The sequence below is a fragment of the Rubricoccus marinus genome (assembly GCF_002257665.1).
Lineage (GTDB): Bacteria > Bacteroidota > Rhodothermia > Rhodothermales > Rubricoccaceae > Rubricoccus > Rubricoccus marinus.
In genome coordinates this window covers 2675775-2694869 of record NZ_MQWB01000001.1, presented here as the reverse complement: position 1 = coordinate 2694869, position 19095 = coordinate 2675775, and the positions used below count along the sequence as shown (strand labels likewise).

General features: G+C 70.3%; 18 protein-coding genes and 1 tRNA gene. 8 read left to right on the top strand and 11 right to left on the bottom strand.

All coding sequences use genetic code 11. The annotated features are described in order from the left end of the window. Nucleotides 1-57: 57 nt before the first annotated feature. The 8 genes from BSZ36_RS11405 to BSZ36_RS11370 all read right to left on the bottom strand — a co-directional run bounded on the left by BSZ36_RS11405 (nucleotide 58) and on the right by BSZ36_RS11370 (nucleotide 8538). Entirely contained in the window at nucleotides 58-1077 is a 1020-nt protein-coding gene (locus BSZ36_RS11405) for a cytochrome-c peroxidase (protein ID WP_094549029.1), read from the bottom strand. 4 nt (nucleotides 1078-1081) lie between these two features. Continuing rightward, entirely contained in the window at nucleotides 1082-2023 is a 942-nt protein-coding gene (locus tag BSZ36_RS11400) for an MbnP family protein (protein ID WP_143536871.1), read from the bottom strand. A 125-nt stretch (nucleotides 2024-2148) separates the two neighbouring features. After that, nucleotides 2149-2538: a hypothetical protein gene (locus tag BSZ36_RS11395; RefSeq protein ID WP_094549025.1), complete on the bottom strand. Its 390-nt coding sequence runs from the start codon at nucleotides 2536-2538 to the stop codon at nucleotides 2149-2151. A gap of 97 nt (nucleotides 2539-2635) precedes the next feature. Beyond that, nucleotides 2636-4402: an SLC13 family permease gene (locus tag BSZ36_RS11390; RefSeq protein WP_094549023.1), complete on the bottom strand. Its 1767-nt coding sequence runs from the start codon at nucleotides 4400-4402 to the stop codon at nucleotides 2636-2638. 187 nt (nucleotides 4403-4589) lie between these two features. Beyond that, nucleotides 4590-5879, bottom strand: a complete 1290-nt coding sequence (locus BSZ36_RS11385) for a di-heme oxidoreductase family protein (RefSeq protein ID WP_094549021.1) — start codon at nucleotides 5877-5879, stop codon at nucleotides 4590-4592. A gap of 68 nt (nucleotides 5880-5947) precedes the next feature. Then, the gene (locus BSZ36_RS11380; protein WP_094549019.1) at nucleotides 5948-6991 is read right to left on the bottom strand and encodes an imelysin family protein; all 1044 of its coding nucleotides are present in this window, start codon (nucleotides 6989-6991) and stop codon (nucleotides 5948-5950) included. 78 nt (nucleotides 6992-7069) lie between these two features. Beyond that, nucleotides 7070-8299: a porin family protein gene (locus BSZ36_RS11375; RefSeq protein WP_143536870.1), complete on the bottom strand. Its 1230-nt coding sequence runs from the start codon at nucleotides 8297-8299 to the stop codon at nucleotides 7070-7072. A 167-nt stretch (nucleotides 8300-8466) separates the two neighbouring features. Continuing rightward, nucleotides 8467-8538, bottom strand: a tRNA-Met gene (locus tag BSZ36_RS11370). A 154-nt stretch (nucleotides 8539-8692) separates the two neighbouring features. Between BSZ36_RS11370 and BSZ36_RS11365 the strand changes: the two genes are divergently transcribed. From BSZ36_RS11365 to BSZ36_RS11350, 4 genes are all read left to right on the top strand, one after another. Further along, the gene (locus BSZ36_RS11365; RefSeq protein ID WP_094549015.1) at nucleotides 8693-9895 is read left to right on the top strand and encodes a DUF1015 domain-containing protein; all 1203 of its coding nucleotides are present in this window, start codon (nucleotides 8693-8695) and stop codon (nucleotides 9893-9895) included. Nucleotides 9896-9988: 93 nt separating this feature from the next. After that, nucleotides 9989-11194 carry an NAD(P)-dependent oxidoreductase gene (locus tag BSZ36_RS11360; RefSeq protein WP_094549013.1) on the top strand — a complete coding sequence of 402 codons (1206 nt, stop codon included), beginning with the start codon at nucleotides 9989-9991 and terminating at the stop codon, nucleotides 11192-11194. Then, nucleotides 11191-12021: a hypothetical protein gene (locus BSZ36_RS11355; RefSeq protein WP_143536869.1), complete on the top strand. Its 831-nt coding sequence runs from the start codon at nucleotides 11191-11193 to the stop codon at nucleotides 12019-12021. The genes BSZ36_RS11360 and BSZ36_RS11355 overlap by 4 nt, the downstream gene beginning before the upstream one ends. Before the next feature lie 112 nt (nucleotides 12022-12133). Beyond that, on the top strand, nucleotides 12134-12823 hold the full coding sequence (locus tag BSZ36_RS11350) for a DUF4328 domain-containing protein (protein ID WP_094549009.1): 690 nt from the start codon (nucleotides 12134-12136) through the stop codon (nucleotides 12821-12823). A gap of 164 nt (nucleotides 12824-12987) precedes the next feature. Here BSZ36_RS11350 and BSZ36_RS11345 read toward each other — a convergent pair whose 3' ends face one another. Continuing rightward, the gene (locus tag BSZ36_RS11345) at nucleotides 12988-13524 is read right to left on the bottom strand and encodes a hypothetical protein (RefSeq protein WP_094549007.1); all 537 of its coding nucleotides are present in this window, start codon (nucleotides 13522-13524) and stop codon (nucleotides 12988-12990) included. Nucleotides 13525-13613: 89 nt separating this feature from the next. Here BSZ36_RS11345 and BSZ36_RS11340 point away from each other — a divergent pair, with 89 nt between their 5' ends. The 4 genes from BSZ36_RS11340 to serC all read left to right on the top strand — a co-directional run bounded on the left by BSZ36_RS11340 (nucleotide 13614) and on the right by serC (nucleotide 16888). Then, nucleotides 13614-14366 carry a DUF1990 family protein gene (locus BSZ36_RS11340; RefSeq protein ID WP_094549005.1) on the top strand — a complete coding sequence of 251 codons (753 nt, stop codon included), beginning with the start codon at nucleotides 13614-13616 and terminating at the stop codon, nucleotides 14364-14366. Beyond that, on the top strand, nucleotides 14363-15112 hold the full coding sequence (locus tag BSZ36_RS11335) for a DUF1990 family protein (RefSeq protein WP_218827651.1): 750 nt from the start codon (nucleotides 14363-14365) through the stop codon (nucleotides 15110-15112). Before BSZ36_RS11340 ends, BSZ36_RS11335 begins: the two co-directional genes overlap by 4 nt. A 97-nt stretch (nucleotides 15113-15209) precedes the next feature. Then, complete coding sequence (locus tag BSZ36_RS11330) at nucleotides 15210-15698, top strand: nuclear transport factor 2 family protein (RefSeq protein WP_094549003.1); 489 nt, start codon at nucleotides 15210-15212, stop codon at nucleotides 15696-15698. A gap of 80 nt (nucleotides 15699-15778) precedes the next feature. Next, nucleotides 15779-16888: a 3-phosphoserine/phosphohydroxythreonine transaminase gene (serC, locus tag BSZ36_RS11325; protein ID WP_094549001.1), complete on the top strand. Its 1110-nt coding sequence runs from the start codon at nucleotides 15779-15781 to the stop codon at nucleotides 16886-16888. Between the two features lie 42 nt (nucleotides 16889-16930). Here the strand turns inward: serC and BSZ36_RS11320 are convergent, their stop codons facing one another. Both BSZ36_RS11320 and BSZ36_RS11315 read right to left on the bottom strand, forming a co-directional pair. After that, nucleotides 16931-18469, bottom strand: a complete 1539-nt coding sequence (locus BSZ36_RS11320) for a DUF445 domain-containing protein (RefSeq protein ID WP_094548999.1) — start codon at nucleotides 18467-18469, stop codon at nucleotides 16931-16933. Between the two features lie 29 nt (nucleotides 18470-18498). Beyond that, on the bottom strand, nucleotides 18499-19047 hold the full coding sequence (locus BSZ36_RS11315; RefSeq protein ID WP_094548997.1) for an HDIG domain-containing metalloprotein: 549 nt from the start codon (nucleotides 19045-19047) through the stop codon (nucleotides 18499-18501). Nucleotides 19048-19095 lie beyond the last annotated feature (48 nt).

Here is a 19095-nt window from a genome sequence, read left to right as displayed (position 1 = left end):
AGCCTCTGGCGCCAGAGGCGTCGGGCAGGGGCGGCGCGGTGTGGGGGCGGTGTCGTCTCATCGGGTCGGGGATCGGTCGACCGCAGCGGGACGGTCGTCGAGGGTCTGGAGAAAGGCCACGAGGGCGGCCTTCTCGCCAGAGGACAGGCGGAGCGGGCGGACGCGCGGGCTCTGTCCCGGCGTGCCGTCGCCTCCCTCGTCGTAATGGGCCACGACGGCTTCCAGGGTCTGGAACCGTCCGTCGTGGAAGTAGGGCGCCGTCCGCGCCACGGCGCGGAGGCTGGGCACGCGGAACGTGCCGCGGTCGCCAGAGGCGAACGTGATGCGCTCGCGGCCGGGGTCGTCGTCGGTGACGGACGTGCCGTTGTTCTCGAAGCCGTCCGTCGTGAGCTGCGCGCCCGCGTGGCAGGCGGAGCAGTGCGTTTGGAACAACGCGAGGCCGTCGCGGGCCTCTGGCGAGAGGGCGGAGGTATCGCCCGCTCGGTAGCGGTCGAAGGCCACAGGCGCGCTCACGAGCGTGCGCTGGTACGCCGCGAGGGCGTAGGTCAGCGTCTGGACGCTCGGGCCGTCGCCGTCGAAGGCGCGCTCGAAAAGGACGGGGTACTCCGGGTGCTCGCGCAGCCGCTCCAATGCGGCCTCTGGCGCGAGGTCCATCTCGTGCGGGTCTTCGAGCGGGACGAGCGCCTGGCTTTCGAGGAACAGCGCGCCGCCGTCCCAGAACAGGCTCTTGCGATAGGCCACGTTGAGCAGCGAGGGCGCGTTGCGAAGGCCTGTGGCCCCGCCGACGCCGACGCTCCTCTGGCGACCATCCGAAAACGACAGCTCCGGCAGGTGGCAGGAGCCGCACGAGACCGTCCGGTCCCGCGAGAGCACGGGATCGAAAAACAGCCTCTCGCCCAGCGCCACGCGGTCGGCGTAGAGCGGGTTCTGAGGGGGGACAGGGAGGGGCGCGAAGCCCTGTGGCACCGGAACCGTCACGAGCGCGGGGCGCTCGGGACTGGAACTGTCACACCCGCTGGCGGCCATCGCGAGAACGGCCGCCAGCAGAAACGGGCCGCGCCAGAGGCGGGCCAGCATGGGATTACATGCCGTGGCCGTGCACGCCGTGGATGCTGAAGGCCGCCTGGACGTTGGCCTTGGCGGCGTCCACCACGTCCTGGCAGCCGCCCGTCATGCACCAGCGCTTGGAGGCGTCAGAGAAGTCGAGGCCCTGCACGATGCGGTTCAGGTCCACCTGCACGTGGAGATCCTGCATCTCGCCGCCCTCCAGTTCAAAGCTCTGGTTGAGCGTGACGGTCTGCGCGTTGGCCGCGCCACCGACATGCATCCGCCACTGGCCGGACGCCGGGTCGCGAGGCGTTCCGGTCGAAGCGTCGACCGTGCCGTCGCCGTCGATGTCCAGCAGGCCATCGAATCGGAGGAAGACGTAGCCCGCGTTCCAGTTCCAGTGCATCGTCTGCGTCTGGGGCGCGAGCGGGTGATCGGCCGGCAGATCCTCTGGCGCGATCCGGTTGTCCAGCCCCTCTACGCCGAGAAGGAAACGAACGCCGGTGTAGCGGCCAGAGGGCACCTCGCCGAGGGACGTGAGCGTGTTGCCCGCGTCCGCGTCCACGAGGACGTAGCGCTTCTCGACGGTGTGCTGGATCTCGGTCTGGTTCTCGTCCTGCGCGCGGACGGTAATCGGCTCGTCGGCCATGAGCATAATCTCGCGGCCGTCCTCGTGGAGAAGCGTGATGCCGGAGAGGTACATCTGCGCGATGTCGAGCTCAGCCGTCATGCCGTTGACGGTAAATGGCTGAGCGGCCTGGAAGGCGTCGGAGCCGGTCATGGGCTCCACGTCGAGGCGGAGCGTGGCGGGCTGGTCGGAAGTGTCGGTGGAGTCGCAGCCCGTGAGGGGGAGGGCGGCGAGGCCGAGGAGAAGAGCGCCGGTGGGCGCAAGCGTGCGGAGGTTCATGCGTACGGAGAGCGTGCAGACGCCGGGCGCCTGCAAAGGGGAGACGGCCTCTGGCGACGCCGGAGGCAAGAGCGATGCGGAAGCGCGGCCACACGCGGCATCCGGCGCCGTGCGCCAGAGGCGGGGCGCCGAGCGGTGCGGCCGTATCCGATGGGGCGGCGTGAGCCGTCGCCTCGCCTCCAGGGCGAGGGCAGCTACGCCGTCGTCTCCGTCCGCGGGGGGTGGAAAACGCCCAGGGAGGCCTCCCTCCCGGAATCGTGGACATCTCGCGCAACGGGGCCTCTGGCGTCCGCGCTGGGCGGGGCCGGAGCCGCTGTGCGTTCCGTGACCGAGGCCCTCACCGAGAGGGCCAGTTCGAGAAGCGTGGCGGGCTCGTCGTGCGAGTGCTCGCCGTGGCCCATCTTCTCCATCCGGTCCATGAGCTGGCACTTGCCGTCGCAGTCCGTCTCGGGGTTTTCGCAGAGCACCTCCGCGATCCACTCCTGGTTGACGAGCCACGAGCTCTGCGCCAGGAGCAGCCCCTGCGTGCTCGCCACGAGGGCGAGAACAAGGACGAACTGGAGCGCGGAGCGGAGCCGGGTCACGGGCCAAAAATACGGAGGGGGAGGCGGAACCCGCCGCCCCGCCGCCTTCACGCCCGGGCCTTCTCAAAACAGAGACGCCTCTAGCGCCAGAGGCCGGCTACAGCCACACGATCCAGATCATCGCGAGCGCCGTCACCGCCACGATCACGTTGACGGCCGCGCCGCTCTGGAGGTAGTCCGAGAACCGGTACCGCCCGGCCGCCATCACCATCATGTTGGTCTGGTAGCCGACGGGCGTGAGAAAGCTCGCCGAGGCCGCAATCGCGACCGCAACCGCAAAGGCCTCTGGCGGGGCGCCGGTCGCCGCCGAGGCCTCCAGACCCACGCCCACCATGAGCGCGGCGGCGGCATTGTTGGTGATGACCTCGGTCAGCAGACTTGTCACGAGGTAGGCCGCGGCGATCACGGCGATGGGTCCGAGCGCGGATGCGGGGCCGGCGACGCCAGAGGCGAGGGCGGCGGCCAGCCCGGTCTGCTCGATGGCCTTTCCCAGACCCAGCGCGGCCACGATGACGAGGAGGACGGGGAGGTCCACCGAGCGCCGCGCCTCGGTCCACGACAGGCAGCCGGTCGCGATCGTGGCGACGGCGCCGAGAAACGCCGTCGTGACGATGGAGACGTCGAAAATGGCGGAGACGCCGATCACGCCGACAAGAATGGCGAGCGACGCCGCGGCCTGAGCGGGCCGGGCGACGGTCCGCGCGGCGCGCACGGGCGCAACGACGTAGAACGTGCCGCGGTCGCGGCCCCACCGCTCGGCAAAGGCCTCTGGCGCCTCCACGAGCAGCAGGTCGCCTTCTTGCAGCGGCGTGCGGCCTAGAGGCCCGTCGAGTGCGGCCTCGCGGCGGCGCACGCCGAGCACGACGCCGCCGTACTCCTCGCGGAAGCGCGCCTCTCGCAGCGTTGCGCCCGCCAGAGGCGACCCGGCCGCCACGACGGCCTCGTACACGGGCAACCCGCTAGGCTCCACGGCGTCCACCGCACGTTCAACGCCGAGCCGCGCCAGGAGCCGGTCCATTGCGGCGAGGTCGCCGGTGAACAGCAGCACGTCGCCCTCGCGCAAGACGGCCTCTGGCGAGGCGGGGACGGTCTGATCCCCGCTGCTGATGTGGACGAGGAACGCGTCGCCGAGCGACCGCAGCTCCGCGTCCTCGACGGTCGCGCCCGCCAGAGGCGATCCGGCGGGGACGCGGACCTCGAACAGGCAGTCGGCCGGGACCATCGCGTCGTCGCCGTCCAGCCCGCGGTCTGGCAGCCAGCGGTGGCCGATCAGGCCGAAGTAAGCGATGACGGCGAGGGCCGCTGGCGCGCCGACCGCCGTGAGGCCGAACAGGCCGAGCCCCGGAAGACCGGCGTCCTCCATCAGTCCCGAGACGAGAAGGTTGGTGCTCGTGCCGATCAGCGTCGTCATGCCGCCCACGATGGCGGCGTACGAGAGCGGGATCATCATCTTGGACGGCGAGACGCCCGCGCGCTCGCACCACGCCTGCACGCGCGGCATCAGCATCGCGACAAGCGGCGTGTTGTTGAGAAAGGCCGAGAGCGCGGCCGTCGTCACCATCATCTGCGTCGTCGTCGCGGCGAGCCCGGCGCCGCGGCGGAACAGGAGGCGGTCCGTGAACGCGAGCGCGCCCGTCGCCTGCACGCCCGCGGCGACGATGAACAGCGCGCCGACCGCCAGAGGCGCCGAGTTGGAGAACCCCGCGAAGGCGTCCTCTGGCGAGAGCACGCCGAGCGCGAGCAGCGGCGCGAGGCTGGCGAAGAGGAGGAGCTCGGGCCGCGCCACGTCGCGCACGAGCGCGACGACGAGGCCGAGGACGACGGCGAGCGTGAGCCACGCCTGCCAGGTGAGGGCGGTGAGCATCGGGGGCGGGGGAGGCGCCAGAGGCCGGCCGCGACGCTACCGCCGGCAGGCCGAACGGGGGTTTCGGGCGCCGGAGGCTACGCGATTACCAGGCCGAGAGCGCAGCCGAACGCCGCGCCTCGAAAACGTCACAGAGCGGCCCGCGTGGTGCGGCCTCGCCAGAGGCGGTGCCGCGCGCGCTGCGGGCCTAGAGCGAGCGCAGGAACGCCAGGAGGGCGTCGCGCTCCTCGCGCGAGAGCGCGCGGAACCGTTCGCGCGCGGCCTCGGCCTCGCCGCCGTGCCACATCACGGCCTCTACGACGCCTCTGGCGCGGCCGTCGTGCATCAGCTCCTCGGCGCCGTTGACGACGCGCGTCAGGCCAAGGCCCCACAGCGGCGGCGTGCGCCACTCGCTGCCGCTGGCGCCGAAGTCCGGGCGTCCGTCGGCGAGCGCGGGCCCCATGTCGTGCAGGAGGAGGTCGGTGTAGGGCCGGATCGTCTGGTTGGAGACCGCCGCCACGCCCGTCTGGGATCCCGTGCGGAGCTCCGGGGCGTGGCAGGACGCGCAGCCCACGCTCGCGAAGAGCCTCTCGCCGCGCACCACCATCGGGTCGAGCACGCCGCGGCGCGCGGGCACGCCCAGCGTTTGGGTGTAGAACGTCACCGCCTCCACGGTCTCGCGGTCGATCTCGGCCTCGCCAGAGGCCGACAGCGCCCACGGCGACGACACGCCCATGTCCTCGCTGTACGCCGTCACGGTCTGGGAAATCAGGCTGGGCTGGTTCGCCTTCCACCCGAAGCGCCCCACCCGCATGCGCCCCTCGATGGGGTCCCAGACGACGTTGGGGCGGCCCGACACCTCGCCGCCGGCCTCTTGCGCCCGCGCGAGTGCGTAGAGGTCGCTCTCGCGCACGGCTTCGAGCAGGCCGAGGCCGAAGACCGGGCGCGAAAAGCGCGGCGAGACCTCGGAGGGGAGGGCGTGCAGCGGCCGGCCGATGGTGTACGCCGGCTCGCGGAGGCTCACCACCGTCCCGTCGCTCAGCACCTCTCGGCGCTCGGTCCACGCCACCTGCACGGTGCCTTCCGGCTGGTGGCCGAGGATCGCGCGGTCCTGCACCTGGAGGCCGAACCCATCCGCCGCCAGAGGCCCGCCGTTGAGGTCGCGCCCGCGCTGGCTCACGCGCAGCAGCAGGGACTCGCGGCTACGGCCGTCGCGCGCGTGGCACGCGATGCAGGACGTGTTGTTGAAGACCGGCCCCAGCCCACCGTTGACCGGCGCGGGCGCGGTCACGAACGTGGCCTCGAACTCGGCGTCGCCCACGAGGTGGAGCGCCAGGTCCCCCGCCGAGAGGTTGGGCGCCGGCGTCGAGAACCCGTTGCCGCTGGCGTCGAAGACCGTCGTCGCGCCTCCCGCCAGGGGCTCGGCGCCGCCCGAGGGCGCGGCGGAGTCGCACGCGGCGAGCGAGACGGCGAGGGCGAGGAGAGCGAGGACGCGCATGGCGGGCGCCTCTGGCGCCAGAGGCTGTGGGGGGACGCCAGAGGCCTCTGGCGGGGCCGTCGGGCGGGCTAGCGGAGCGCGGCGGTGACGGGGCCTTCGAGCGTGGCGCGGAGCGCGAGCACGGCGTCGATGGCGGCCTGCACCGTGGGGCGGCTCTCGAAGATGGCCGTCGAGAACGGCGCCGGGATGGCCTCGATGGCGTTGATAGCGGCCGTGATCTCCGCCTGCACGCGGGCGTCGAGCGCCTCGTCGCGCGCGGACACGAGGTCCGTCAGGCCGGCGCCGCTGCGCCCGTCGTAGGCGCCGAGGTACACGTTCTGGACGCTGCGGATGTTGTTGCTGAAGTCGGCGATGGAGTTGCCGCTAAAGCGCGACTCCTCCTCGGCCGTCGAGCGGTCGCCGTAGGGGCCGCCGAGCTTGCCCGCGCCCACCTCGTCGGTGATGGTGATGAGCCCGCCGATGAGCTCCTGCACGGCGGCGTTCTGGCTCACGTAGAGGCTGCCGCTCAGGCCCGCGTTTTTGATCTCGGCGGCATAATTGCCGCCGGATGGCATCCAGAGGGTCACGAGGCGGGCCGCGTCGTCGCGCAGGACGGCCGTCGCGGAGGCGAGGTACTGCACCTCCCGGTCCGTGAAGTCGGCCGCGCGCTTGTCGCCGTCCTCGCCGAACAGCAGGTACTCGATGGTGTGGAAGCCACGCAGCGTGGCCTCCAGGCCCGCCACGTAGGAGGGGGTGAGGCTCGCGCCAGAGGCCAGCACGGCGTCCAGGTCGGTCTGGTTCACGGGCCAGCTGTCCAGCGAGGGGTCCAGGCCCTCCGTATCGACGGGGCCGAAGAGGAAGCCTTCGGACAGCTCCCAGGGCGCCCGCGCGTCGCGCCACGCCTGTTGCGCGAGGGCGAGGCGCGCGTCGGAGCGGTCTGCGTCGAGGTCGTTGACGGCGACCACCAGGTCGGCCGCCTCGGCGGCGAGGTCGCCGTAGGTCGCCGTGATCACGTTGTCGGCGACGTTTTCGAGGGCCGGGCGCGCCTCGACGTCGTCGGTGCCGACCCCGCCGCCGGTGTCGCAGGCGGCGAGAGTCAGCGCGAGGGCGGAGAGGAGGAGAAAGCGGGTCATCGTAAAAAGGTGGGGAGGCCTCTGGCGCCAGAGGCCGGAAACGGAGGCCGGCCTCTGGAGGCCGAAGGAGGTGTGGGTTTAGAACTCGAAGCCGAGGCCGAGCGAGGCGGTGTCCTCGATCCGGTCGGCGCCTGTGCCGAGCACGCGGCGGCTGAGGTGCGCTTTGAACACGACGGGCTCCACGGGCCGCCAGTTGAGGCCGGCGGTGTAGGCCGTGCGCTGCCAGCGCGGGTTGTCGAAGACCGCCCCGGTCACCTCGGCCATGCTGTCGTAGGCGTCGGCGCGCGCGAACACGTCCAAGCGGTCGCCAGAGGCCCGGAGCGCGGGGACGACCTGGGTGAGGTCCAGCCCCGCCTCCACGCCCACGCCGTAGGCCGCGCTCGCGACGGGTGTGCGGCGCACGCCGAGCGCGTTGGGGAGGTTGCGGTTGGCCTGCGAGACGGCGCCCGCGTTGCCGAGGCGGCCGTAGAGCGCCGCGCCGCGGAGCGTGAGCGCGCCGCGCTGCACCTCGCCGTGCACGCTCCCGATCGCCACGACCGCGGAGACGTCCAGGTCGGGGCGCGGGCGGTTGCCGGCGCTGTCGCCCACGTAGCCGCTGGCGCCCACGCGCACGCCAGAGGCCGGCGCCCAGTCCAGACGCGCATGGAGCGCGAGGTCGTCGGCGTTGACGGTCTCGAACCGGCTCTGCCCGCCGCGCTGCACCCAGTTCGCCGAGCTGAAGCCGCTGGCGTCGAGGCCGCTCACGAGCGAGACGACGTAGGCCGCGCGCCCGAGCGATCCGTACGCCTGCACGCCGGTCTCGTACCAGTTGCTGGGGATGATCGTCGCCTCGGCCTCGCCGCGCGTCGTGGTGTAGTACTCGTTGGGCTCGTCGTTGACGGCCGCGAGCCCGATGGGCAGCTTCACCTTGCCCACGCGGACGCCGAAGGCCGGTCGCAGCGCGAACTCCACGTGGAGCTGCTCCAGCACCACCTCGCCGCCTTTCTCGATCTCCTGCTCAAACTCGCCGAACTCCTCGAACACGTCGAACTCCAGCGCCGCCCCCGTCCCGGCGTGCTCGATCTCGAACTCTGCGCGGAGCGCCACGCGCTCGGCCAACTGCAGGGTGGGGTAGAGCACCAACCGCTCCACGTCGATGGCGGCGCGTCGCGCCGGGTCGGTCTCCCAGTCGTAGGCGGCGTAGTTGATGACGCCGTAGCCGCGGATGGAGAACGGGGTCGCAGCACTGTCTGCCGGGGGGCTCTGGGCCATCGCCGCGGATGAGACCAGCAGAAGGGCAAGAAGCCAGGAGCGGGGAGGGGTGAGCACAGGCACTTGTTTAGACTGAGTCCAAACTAGGGGCCTTGTCTGGATCGAGTCTATCTAGCCCGTTGAGTTCGTGCCCCCTTCACCGGTACGGCTCCGTTCTGCCGATGGCGGACACGAAAAACGCCGACCCTGGGGAGGGTCGGCGTCGGACGCTCCGTAGAGCGTAGTAGCGGGGGCCAGATTCGAACTGACGATCTTCGGGTTATGAGCCCGACGAGATACCACTTCTCCACCCCGCAGTGTGGAGCCCCAAGGTACGGGTCTCAGATGGGACCGTCAACCACTAGATGTGGTCTCGCGGTGAAGACGGTGTGGCGCGAAAGTGGAGAGGAAGCCTTTCGGGGGCTAGATTCACCGCTACATCCCCGCGCATCGCGCGCTTTGCCCGCTCCTATGGCCACCGTCCGCCCGTTTCGCGCCCTCCGTCCCACGCCAGAGGCCGCCGAGCGCGTCGCCTCCGTCCCCTACGATGTCATCTCGTCTGCCGAAGCCCGAGAGCTCGCAGCCGGAAACGACCTCTCGTTCCTCCACGTCATCCGTCCCGAGATCGACCTGCCTCCCGGCACGGACGAACACGCCGACGAGGTCTACGCCGCGGGCCGCGCCGCGCTGGACCGCCTCGCCTCCAGCGACGACTTCGTGCAGGAGGCCGAGCCGTCGCTCTACGTGTATCGCTTGGAAATGAACGGGCGCGCGCAGGTCGGCATCATGGGCCTCGTCTCCGCTCAGGAGTACGACGACGACGTCATCCTCAAGCACGAGCTCACGCGCCCCGATAAGGAGGACGACCGCTTGCGCCACATCCTGACGCAAGAGGCCCACGCCGAGCCGGTCATGCTGACCTACCGCGCGCACGAGGACATCGACGACGCCGTGGCGCAGGCGATGGAGGGCGAGCCACTTTTCGACTTCCGCGCCAAGGACTACGTGCAGCACACCATCTGGAAGATGAAGGACCCGGGCGCCGTCGTGGACGCCTTTGCCGAGGTCGACAACCTCTACGTCGCCGACGGACACCACCGCTCGGCTGCGGCCTCTCGCGCGGCCAAGGAGAGCGGCGCCGAGGGCGCGCAGCACTTCCTCGCGGTCCTCTTCCCGATGGAGGACATGGAGATCCTGTCCTACAACCGCGCCATCAAGGACCTACCGGCCGGCGCGCGGAAGTTTCTGCAGCAGCTCGAAGCCCGCACCGGCGAGCTCGTCGAGACGCCTCTGGCGGAGCCGGAGGAGCCCGGCGTTGTCGGGGTGTACCTCGGCGTGGAGTTCGGCTGGCTGTGGATGACGCTCCCGGAGACGACGCGCGACGGCATCGCCGACACGCTCGACGTGGCGCGCCTCGGCGAGCACGTGCTGGAGCCGCTGCTGCACATCACCGACCCCCGGACCGACGAGAACATCCAGTTCATCGGCGGCATCCGCGGCACGGAAGAGTTGGAGCGCCTCGTGGATTCAGACGAGTGCGACGTGGCCTTCGCGATGTACCCGACGAGCCCGGAGGACCTGCTCGATGTCTCGGACGAAGGCGAACTCATGCCGCCCAAGTCCACGTGGTTCGAGCCCAAGCTCCGTAGCGGCCTGCTCGTGCACCGCTTTTAGAGAGGGATCCGGGAAGGAGTCTGGCGGGATGGGGAAACCGCGTCCCGCCGCGTCCCTTTCCCACCTTGCCTCTCCTCTCCCTCTTTCCCGTTCATGACCATTCTCGTTGCCGACTCGTTTAGCCCCGCTGCCCAGGAGCGGCTGCGGATGGCGGGCCACACCCTCATCTCTGAGCCCTCGCTCAAAGACGACGCCCTCACCGCGGCTCTTGCCGAGCACTCGCCCGAGGTGCTCATCGTGCGCAGCACGAAGGTGACGCCAGAGGCGCTGGACGCGAGCCCGAACCTCGAACTCGTGGTGCGCGCAGGAGCGGGCGTGGACACGATCAGCGTGGACGGCGCGAGCCGCCGCGGCATCTTTGTCGCCAACTGCCCGGGCAAGAACGCCGCGGCCGTCGCCGAACTGGCGTGGGGGTTGATCCTCGCGCTGGACCGGCGCATCCCGGATAACGTCGCCGAGGCGCGTGGCGGCACGTGGAACAAGAAGGAGTTCGCAGGCGCCAGGGGCGTGCAGGGCCGCACGTTGGGCCTTATCGGCATGGGCAGCATCGGGCACGAGATGGTGACGCGCGCCAAGGCGTTCGGCATGCCCGTCGTGGCATGGAGCCGGTCGCTGACGGCCTCTGGCGCCGCCGATCTCGGCGTCCACCACGCGGCGACGCCGCTCGATGTGGCCCGGCAGGCGGACGTGGTGAGCGTCCACGTCGCCTCCACGCCGGACACGCGCCACTTGGTGGACGACGCGTTCGTGGACGCCATGCGCGAGGGCGCCTTCCTGCTCAACACCTCGCGCGCCGACGTGGTGGATGAGACGGCCGTCGCCAGAGGCCTGGACGAGAAGGGACTCCGCTTCGCGACCGACGTGCCTGCGAACGAGCCTCAGGACAAGCAGACAGAGGACTGGGATTACGCCCTGCAGGACCACCCGAGCGTTTACATCACGCACCACGTCGGCGCGAGCACGGACGAGGCAACCGAAGCCATCGGGCAGGAGGCGGCACGCGTGGTGCTGACGTACGCCGAGACGGGCCGCGTCGAGAACGGCGTCAACCTCGCGGACCAGACGCCGGCCACGCACCTGCTTACGGTCCGCCACCTGGACCGCGTGGGCGTGCTCGCGGGCGTACTGGAGGTGGCGCGAGAAGCCGGCTGGAACGTTCAGGAGATGGAGAACCTCATCTTCGCCGGCGCCGAGGCTGCTTGCGCTCGCATCCGCTTCGACGGGGAGCCGGACGCCGCCACGCTGGACCGCATCCGCGACGTGGAGCACGTGATCGCGGCAAAGGCCCTCGCGCTGTGACGCTGACCCGCCGATGGCCTCTGGCGGCATGGACGCGAGGAGCCGTTCTGGTGGTGAGCGCCGCGCTGGTCGGCTGCACGCACCCGGCTGTGGTGCGTCACGCGTTGCCGCTGGTGCCTGCGGTACATGAGCCCGGCGTCTCTCTCGACGCGGGCGCACGCCTCTCGATCTTCGATCCTATCGTGCTGGTGGGGAACGGGACTGTGATGTGGTCGCCGGTCCAGAGTGTAGGGGTCTACGCCAGAGGATCGTTGGCCGTGGGCGATTCCACAGAGGAGAACGGGCGGCGCAAGCCGAGCGGATATGCGCGCACATGGGAGGCCGAAGTCGGTCTTGCGGGCGCACTATTGCTTTCGCCAAGACTCTCGGTCACCGGTGCGTTGGGGCTGGGCCGCCGCGCCGTGAGCGCAGGAACGGTGTTCGAGATCGATGATGGGGAGTCGTGCTTTGGGTTCTCGCTGAACTGCGTGGCGTATCCGTTCAGAGTGGAGGGGACAGCGTCGTTTTCGACAGCCGAACTGGGCTTGGCCTCGGTGCCGAGAGAGGGGGAGACCTCATTCCACCTGGGCGCCCGACTCGTGCGATCTCGCTACGCGGATGTGCGTGTGATACGAGAGGACGAGGTTCTGGACGCAGGCCAGTTCGTTACGCACGAGCTCGACACGATCCTCGGGTTCGGGATTCCGCTGACACGTCGTGCAAAGCTGATGGTCTCGGCTGTCTCGTCCGCTCCTCTCTCACTGCCACCGCCGGAGACAGAGATTGACGGCTCGGCCACGCTTGTCGCCCGTGGAGGGGTGTATGTACGCGGACAGTTCCGGCTGTAGCTAGCCCTCTGGCGTTGATTCGCGCTCTAGCGCCAGAGGCCTCTGGCGAGGAAGCCGCCGCTAGACTCCGCCGCGGGCACCGTTAGCTTGGCGCGTCCACCCCCGCCCCTGTATGGAGCCCGCCCCCTCCGTTGATCTCGCGCTCTCGGGAGCAGACCTCTCATGGGTGGAGCCGCCGGAGCCCAAGCGTCTGGCCGGAATGCACCGCCGGGCCGTCGTCGCCGCAGCGCTTCAGGTGCCGTACCCGGTTTTCTCTCTGGTCGTGATCGGAGGGAGCTACCTCGGCGTGGTAGACCCGGGGTCCGTTGCCGTGTTGGCCGGTGAGGTTTTGCTTTCGCTGCCCGGTCTGGTCGCGTTCATGTACTGGTTTTACGGCGCGTACCGGCTCGCGCAGGACATGAGCGCGTACCCCTTGGACACGACGCCAGGGTGGGGCGTGGCGCAGTTCTTTATTCCCATCGTGAGCCTGTTCATGCCCTACCAGCGGATGCGGGAGATCGAGGAGGTGAACGCCTCTGGCGCCAGCGGCACGTTGTTGGACGAGCCGGCGGGAGGTCACCTTTTGGCGCTGTGGTGGGCGGCGTGGGTCGCCGGGCTGATCCTGGGAGGAATCGTGGGCGGCGTGGAAGGACTGGATACGAGCGGGGAAGCCGTTGTCACCGTGGGGCTGCTCGCAGTCGGCTCCGGGGTGCTCTCCAATGTCATGACGGCGCTGGTGGCGCTGCACATCGACGCGGGGCAGCAGGGGCTCAGCCAGGCGCTCTGGGACGCGGAGCCTCTGGCGCCAGAGGAGTGGGCGTGAGCCGCGCGCTCCTGCTTGTGGCTCTCTTGTCCCTTGCGCGCACTCGGTAGGCGTATCGGAGGGGGCCTGCGCCAGAGGCGGGTTCGCGGTGGTGAGGAGTGGTCGCCCTCGCCCAGTGTGGACCTCGGGGGGCGCCTGCGCCTCGGGCGGGGCAATAGAGAGCATCAGCGCGCCGCGATCACCTCGCGGACAAGCGCCGAGCCGCCGTACAGCGACACGTGGACGCCTCGCGAGGTGGGCCTCTTGCGCCCGGTCATGCGCACCTCCAGCGTGTGTGGCCGCATGGGGAGATCGGTCACGACGAGCGTCTGCATGGAGCGGTTGTACATGTCCCACGTGCCGACCTCCTGGCCGTCTATGAGGAACGTCGCGAAGCCCTCGTTGCTGTCCCCGTCCATCATGAACGCGACGGCCTCGGAGGGGACGCTGAGCGCGACGCGAGCCGCCAGAGGCCCCTCCACCATGAACAGGTGCCGCGTGCCGTTGCCGCCCGCGCGGCCCTGTCCGACAAGCGCCCAGTCTCCGCCACCTTCGCCTGCATCGCGGTAGTCCACCACGCGGTAGCCGGCCACTGCCTCCACAGGCTCGCCGCCGGGCGTCGTCCAGCGCGCCTCTGGCGTGCGCGGCGGCGCAAGAGATGCGCCGAAGGCGAGCGCGCCAGAGGCCAGTAAAAGGGCGAGCGCGAGAGCCAGTCGGCGCATGGCAGGGGCGGAGGGAGAGGCGCCAAACAAATCAGCGCGTCGGGTTCGTGCCCGGGGAGCGGAACGGCCGCTGGCGGCGTACACCGCGCATGTCCATCCGCCGCCCCAGCCTCGCCACCGTTGTTCTCACGCCGACCGCACTCGCCGCGGGCGCCGCTCTCGGCCTGTGGCTGTACAAACGCTGGGGCTACTCCGTCGATTCCGAGGAGACAGATGTCCCGACGGTAGACGCGCCGCCAGAGGCCGAAGGGCCGGAAATCCAGCACGCCGAGGACGGCGAGGGGCCGCGCTTTCACCGCACCTACCGCGTCCGCATCGCGGGCGCCGAGCACACGCCAGAGGCGCTGATGAAGCGTATCGGGCAGGACCTCTCGCCGTACGTGGCGCCGGAGGTCGCGCGGTTCGAGAAGACCAAGGGCGCGAAAACCGTCTTGGCGGCGGGCGACGAGTTCATGGTGCACATCAACGCGCCGTGGAACGGACCCGTCCGCGTGGTGGAGGCCGAGCCGACGCGCTTCCGCCTCGCAACCCTGGAGGGGCACATGGAGGCTGGGCAGATCGAGTTCCGCGCCGAGACCGCGCCAGAGGCCTCTGGCGAGACGGCCCCCGACGACGGCGCTGACGCTGGTCCAAACGCCGCCTCTGGCGCCGACCTCGTGTTCACCATCGAGTCCTGGGCGCGCAGCCGGGACATGTGGGTCCACCTCGTCTACGACGGGCTGGGAACGGCAAAAAGCATGCAACAGGCGATGTGGACCTACTTCTGCGCCCGCGTCGCCGACGAGTGCGGCGGCGAGATCGTGGGCGAGATCGAGGTGCGGACGGAGCGCGAGGAGGCGTGAGCGGTCTCGACTGGACTCGGTACCGCCAGAGGCTGGAGGCCATCCCCGAGATGGCGCTCAACTTCGACCCCGACGACCTCCGCGAGGAGCACGCCGAGTCCAACGGGTGGCACGTGGACCGTCACGAGGTGGACCTCCCCGCCGAGCCGCCCGGCCCGCCTCTGGCGCCAGAGGCGCCGCGCGCCTCTTGGGCCGTCGCCTGCCGCATCGTGCGCGCCTACGAGTTCCCCGACCCCAAGCTCATCACCGGCGTCTTCGAGCCCGACGGCGATCTGGAAGGCCGGCCCATGCTGCTCCGCGCGCGGTTTCTCGCGTTCCGGTTCTGGCTGCCCGTCCGCGTGGCCGAGGTCGTGGACGAAACGCGCGAGACCGACCGCGGCTCGGCGCAGGTCTGGGGCTACAGCTACACCACGCTGGAAGGGCACTTCGAGAAAGGGCAGATCTGGTTCGAGGTGTGGAAGTGGACGGACTCGGGCGAGGTCGCCTTCCGCATCCGGGCGGTGAGCAAGCCGGAGACGATCCGCAACCCATTTTACCGCATCGGCTTCAAGCTCTTTGGGCGGCGGCTGCAGCTCCAGTTCGCGCACCGCGCTCTGGAGCGGATGCAGCGGTTCGTCTCCGAGGAACTCGCCGCGCGAGCCGCGAGCGTTCCTGCCAAGCCGCGCGAGGCGCCTGAGGTCGCCCCGGCGTCGCACGACGCCGAGGCCGCCGAGCGGCTCGACGAGGCCGAGCGCGACGCCTCCTAGCGGGCCTCTGGCGCGACGTTCGCGCGGGCGCGCGATATTCAGGCGTTCCATCCCGCCAGCGGCCACGGGTTCGCCCCTGGCGCCATTCCGACCTGCTATGCGCGCATTCGCCCTTCTCGCCTTCGTCCTCCTCACCGGCTGCGCGTCGTCGGCGCAGACGCCAGAGGCCTCTGGCGCCACGCCCGATCCTGCGACGTCGGACCCCGTGGCGCAGGTCAAGGCCACCATCGCGACGCTGTTCGACGGCATGCGCGCCGGCGATTCCACGATGGTGCGCTCCACGTTCCACCCCGACATGCGCCTCAACACCGTCGCGCAAGACGGCGAGGGCTACCGGCTGGTCGGCGGCGACGCCGAACGCTTCCTGCAGGCCGTCGGCACGCCGCACGACGAGGCGTGGGACGAGCGCATCGGCGAGATCGACGTGCGCGTGGACGCGGGCCTCGCGACGGCGTGGATGGCCTACCGCTTCTACGTCGGGGACACCTTCTCGCACTGCGGCGTCAACTCCATGCAGCTCGCGCGCCTGGACGGCCGCTGGCAGATCGTCAGCCTTGTCGACACCCGCCGCCAGGCCTGCGAGTAGCGCCAGAGGCCTCTGGCGACCGCGGCCCCCATCGGCGCACGCGCTCCTTTTCTGTTCCATTCCCCTTCTCCCGTCTGCTCATGCCTAGCGCCCAAGCCGCCATCGCGCGCGGCCACAACTTCTCCGCCGGCCCCGGCGCGCTCCCCACCGAAGTCCTCGAAGAGGTCCGTGACGAACTGCTGAGCTTCCGCGATGCGGGCGCGAGCGTGATGGAGATCAGCCACCGCTCCCCGCAGTACACCGACGTGCACGAGGGCGCGAAAGCCAAGATGAAGTCGCTCCTCGGCATCGGCGACGGATGGCACGTGCTGTTCCTCCAGAGCGGCGCGAGCATGCAGTTCCACCAGGTGCCGCTCAACTTCCTCAAGCCCGGCCAGACCGCGGACTACATCGACACCGGCAACTGGAGCGCGAAGGCCGTCAAGGAGGCGCAGATCGTCGCCCGAGATCGCGGCGCGACCGTCCACGTCGCCGCCAGCAGCGCGGGCGCGGACTACACGTTTATCCCGAGCGAGGCCGAGACCTCGCGCTCGCCAGAGGCCGCCTACCTCCACTTCACGTCCAACAACACCATCTTCGGGACCGAGTTCGGCGCCGAGCCTCTGGCGGACTGCCCGCTCGTGTGCGACGCGTCCTCGGACTTTCTCGGGCGGCCCATCGACACGAGCCGCTATGGGCTGATCTACGCGGGCGCGCAGAAGAACATCGGGCCCGCTGGCGTGACGGCCGTGTTGGTGACCGACGAGTTCTTGCAAACCCGTATGGAGGGCCTGCCGACGCTTCTCGACTACGGCACGCACGCTGCCAAGCTGTTCCACACCCCGCCCGTGTTCGCGATCTACATCGTGGACAAGGTCATGGACTGGATCACGGCAAACGGCGGGCTGGAAGGCATGAAGGCGCGGAACGCCGCCAAGGCCGCCACGCTCTACGGGGCCATCGACGCCTCGGACTTCTACCGCGGCACGGCGCGCGAGGATAGCCGCTCACTCATGAACGTCACGTTCCGCCTGCCGAGCGAGGACTTGGAGGCCACGTTCGTCTCGGAGTCCAAGGCGCACGGCCTCTTGGCGCTCAAGGGCTACCGGACGGTGGGCGGTGTGCGCGCGTCGCTGTACAACGCCGTCTCGCCAGAGGCCGTGGACGCGCTCGTCGGCTTTATGCGGGACTTCGAGGCCTCGAACGGCTGAGCCGACGGTCCGGGCCTCTGGCGCCAGAGGCCCCGGCCACGTCTAGCTGGCCTCTGGCGCGCGGGCGCGCCGAGCGCGGACGAGGGCTTCATCCACCGCCCAGAGCGTGAGGCCGATGGAGAAGAACGCCACGAGCGATCCGATGGGCTGCCAGATCACGAGCCCGCCCAGCACGCCCAGGATCGCGCCGAGGTACTTGATGTAGTTGAGTTGCTCGTTGGAGGTGCTCTTGAGCAGGCCCTCGAGTTGCCCCTCGTCGAAGCCGCGGGCCTTCTCGACGATCATCGAGCGGATGTCCAGGCTTTCGACGAAGCCGAGAACGGCCTGCGTGGCGAACGCCTCGATGTCCTCCGAGCGGGCCTCGATCTTCGGCGGAATGGCGTCCAGCGCCACGTCGATGCGGTCCAGGAGGGGTTCGACGGCGCCCGGGATCTCGTCCAGCGCCTTGTCGATGCGGCGCTGGAAATCGTCCTCGGCGACGGAGCGGTAGATCTTGAGCACGGCGCCGCCGAGACCTTGCCCGGCGGACTCTTCCATCTTCTGCGCAGCGAGGCGCGTGAGTTCGCGTCTCAGATCCGGCCGCTGGAGCACATCGCCCACGTAGCCGCTGGCGAGGCTGCGGAGGTCCGTGCGGAAGCCGGGGTCCTCCACCACGCCGCGCACGACGCCAAGCGCCATGTCGCGGTAGCGCCCGATCGCGCCGCTCTCCTGGATTTTCTGCTTGATGATGTCGGCGTTGATGAGCTCCTTCGAGATGGCCTCGCTCAGCCGATAGATCACGCGCTCGCGCTGGGCCGGGATCAGCCCCTGCGGGATGATGGCCCGCTTCTCGCGCGGCTGGAACAGCATGGTGATCGCCACCCAGTTGGTCAGGAAGCCGATCAGGCCGCTGACGGAAAGCACGCGCAAGAGGCCGTCGAGCGGGACCGACCAGCCGAACACCGGCACGATCATGCTCATGTCCTGGAAGTCCCACCAGAACGAGAGGACGAACACGATCAGCAGCAGGACGGGGATGACCTGCAGGACCGGGATGATCTGCCCGAGGCGTCCGGCCAGTTTGGGCGGCCCGGAAGGCGGCGCGTGGACCGGCGGCTTCCGCTCCGGCAGGTGCGCCTTGCCGTACGTGACCAGAAGGCTGCCGACTTCGCGCGCGCGGTCCCGCGTGGCTTCCTTGGCCTGCTCCACCAACTCGCTCTCGGTCGGCCGGATGGTCTCAGACACGATCGTCGCCTCGAACGGCCCGGCGGCCTCTGGCGCCAGAGGCGGGGACGGGGGAGGCGGCTGCGGGGTGCGCGAGGCCTCCGGTGGGCGCTGGGCCTCTGGCGGGGGCGTCGCGCGGGGAGCGGTGGCGCCTGTCGGCGGAGGCCCGCTGGGTTGCGCGGGGTCGCCAGAGGCCTCGTCCTCGTCCAGCCATGCCGAAGCGCGGGGCGCGGCGTCGCGGAGGGCGTCTGCGGGGACCTCGGCGGGCTCGGCCTCGTCGGGCCCGAAGATGCCGGGGACGGGCGTGACGCGCGCGCGGCGGTCGCCGCCAGAGGCAGGTGGGCGGCCGGAGGAGCGATCGGAGGGGCGGTCGGACACGAGGCGGGCGGGGGGCGGGGTGGGGGCTCCTACGCGAGATCGAGCGAATCGGCTTCACGCTGGAGTGAATCGATGACGAGGGCGATCACCTCGTCCAGCTCCATGCCGACCTCCTCGGCGCCCTGGCGGATGTCCTCGCGGCTCACGGCTGCGGCGAATCGCTTGTCTTTGAGCTTCTTTTTGACCGAGCGCGGCGTCATTCCGTCCAGCCGGTCGGGCCGCACAAACGCCACGGCAACGACAAAGCCCGAGAGCTCGTCGACGGCGAAGAGCGCCTTCGCCATGTCGGTCTCGCGGGCGACGCCGGTGTAGTCCGCGTGGCCCAGGATGGCCGTCCGCATCTCCTCCGGGTAGCCCAACCGCTCCAGCTCTTTCACGCCGATATACGGGTGCTCCTCTGGCGTCGGGTGCCGCTCGTAGTCCATATCGTGGAGGAGCCCGGCGGTGCGCCAGAGCTCCTCGTCGGCGCCCATGCGGCGGGCCATGCCGCCCATCGAGGCGGAGACGGACTCGGCGTGGCGGCGGAGGGAGTCGGTCTCGGTCCAGGCGTGGAGAAGCGTGCGGGCGTCGTCGAGCATGGGGCGGCGGGGCGTGTGGGCGCGCAATCTCGCACGCCTCTGGCGCCG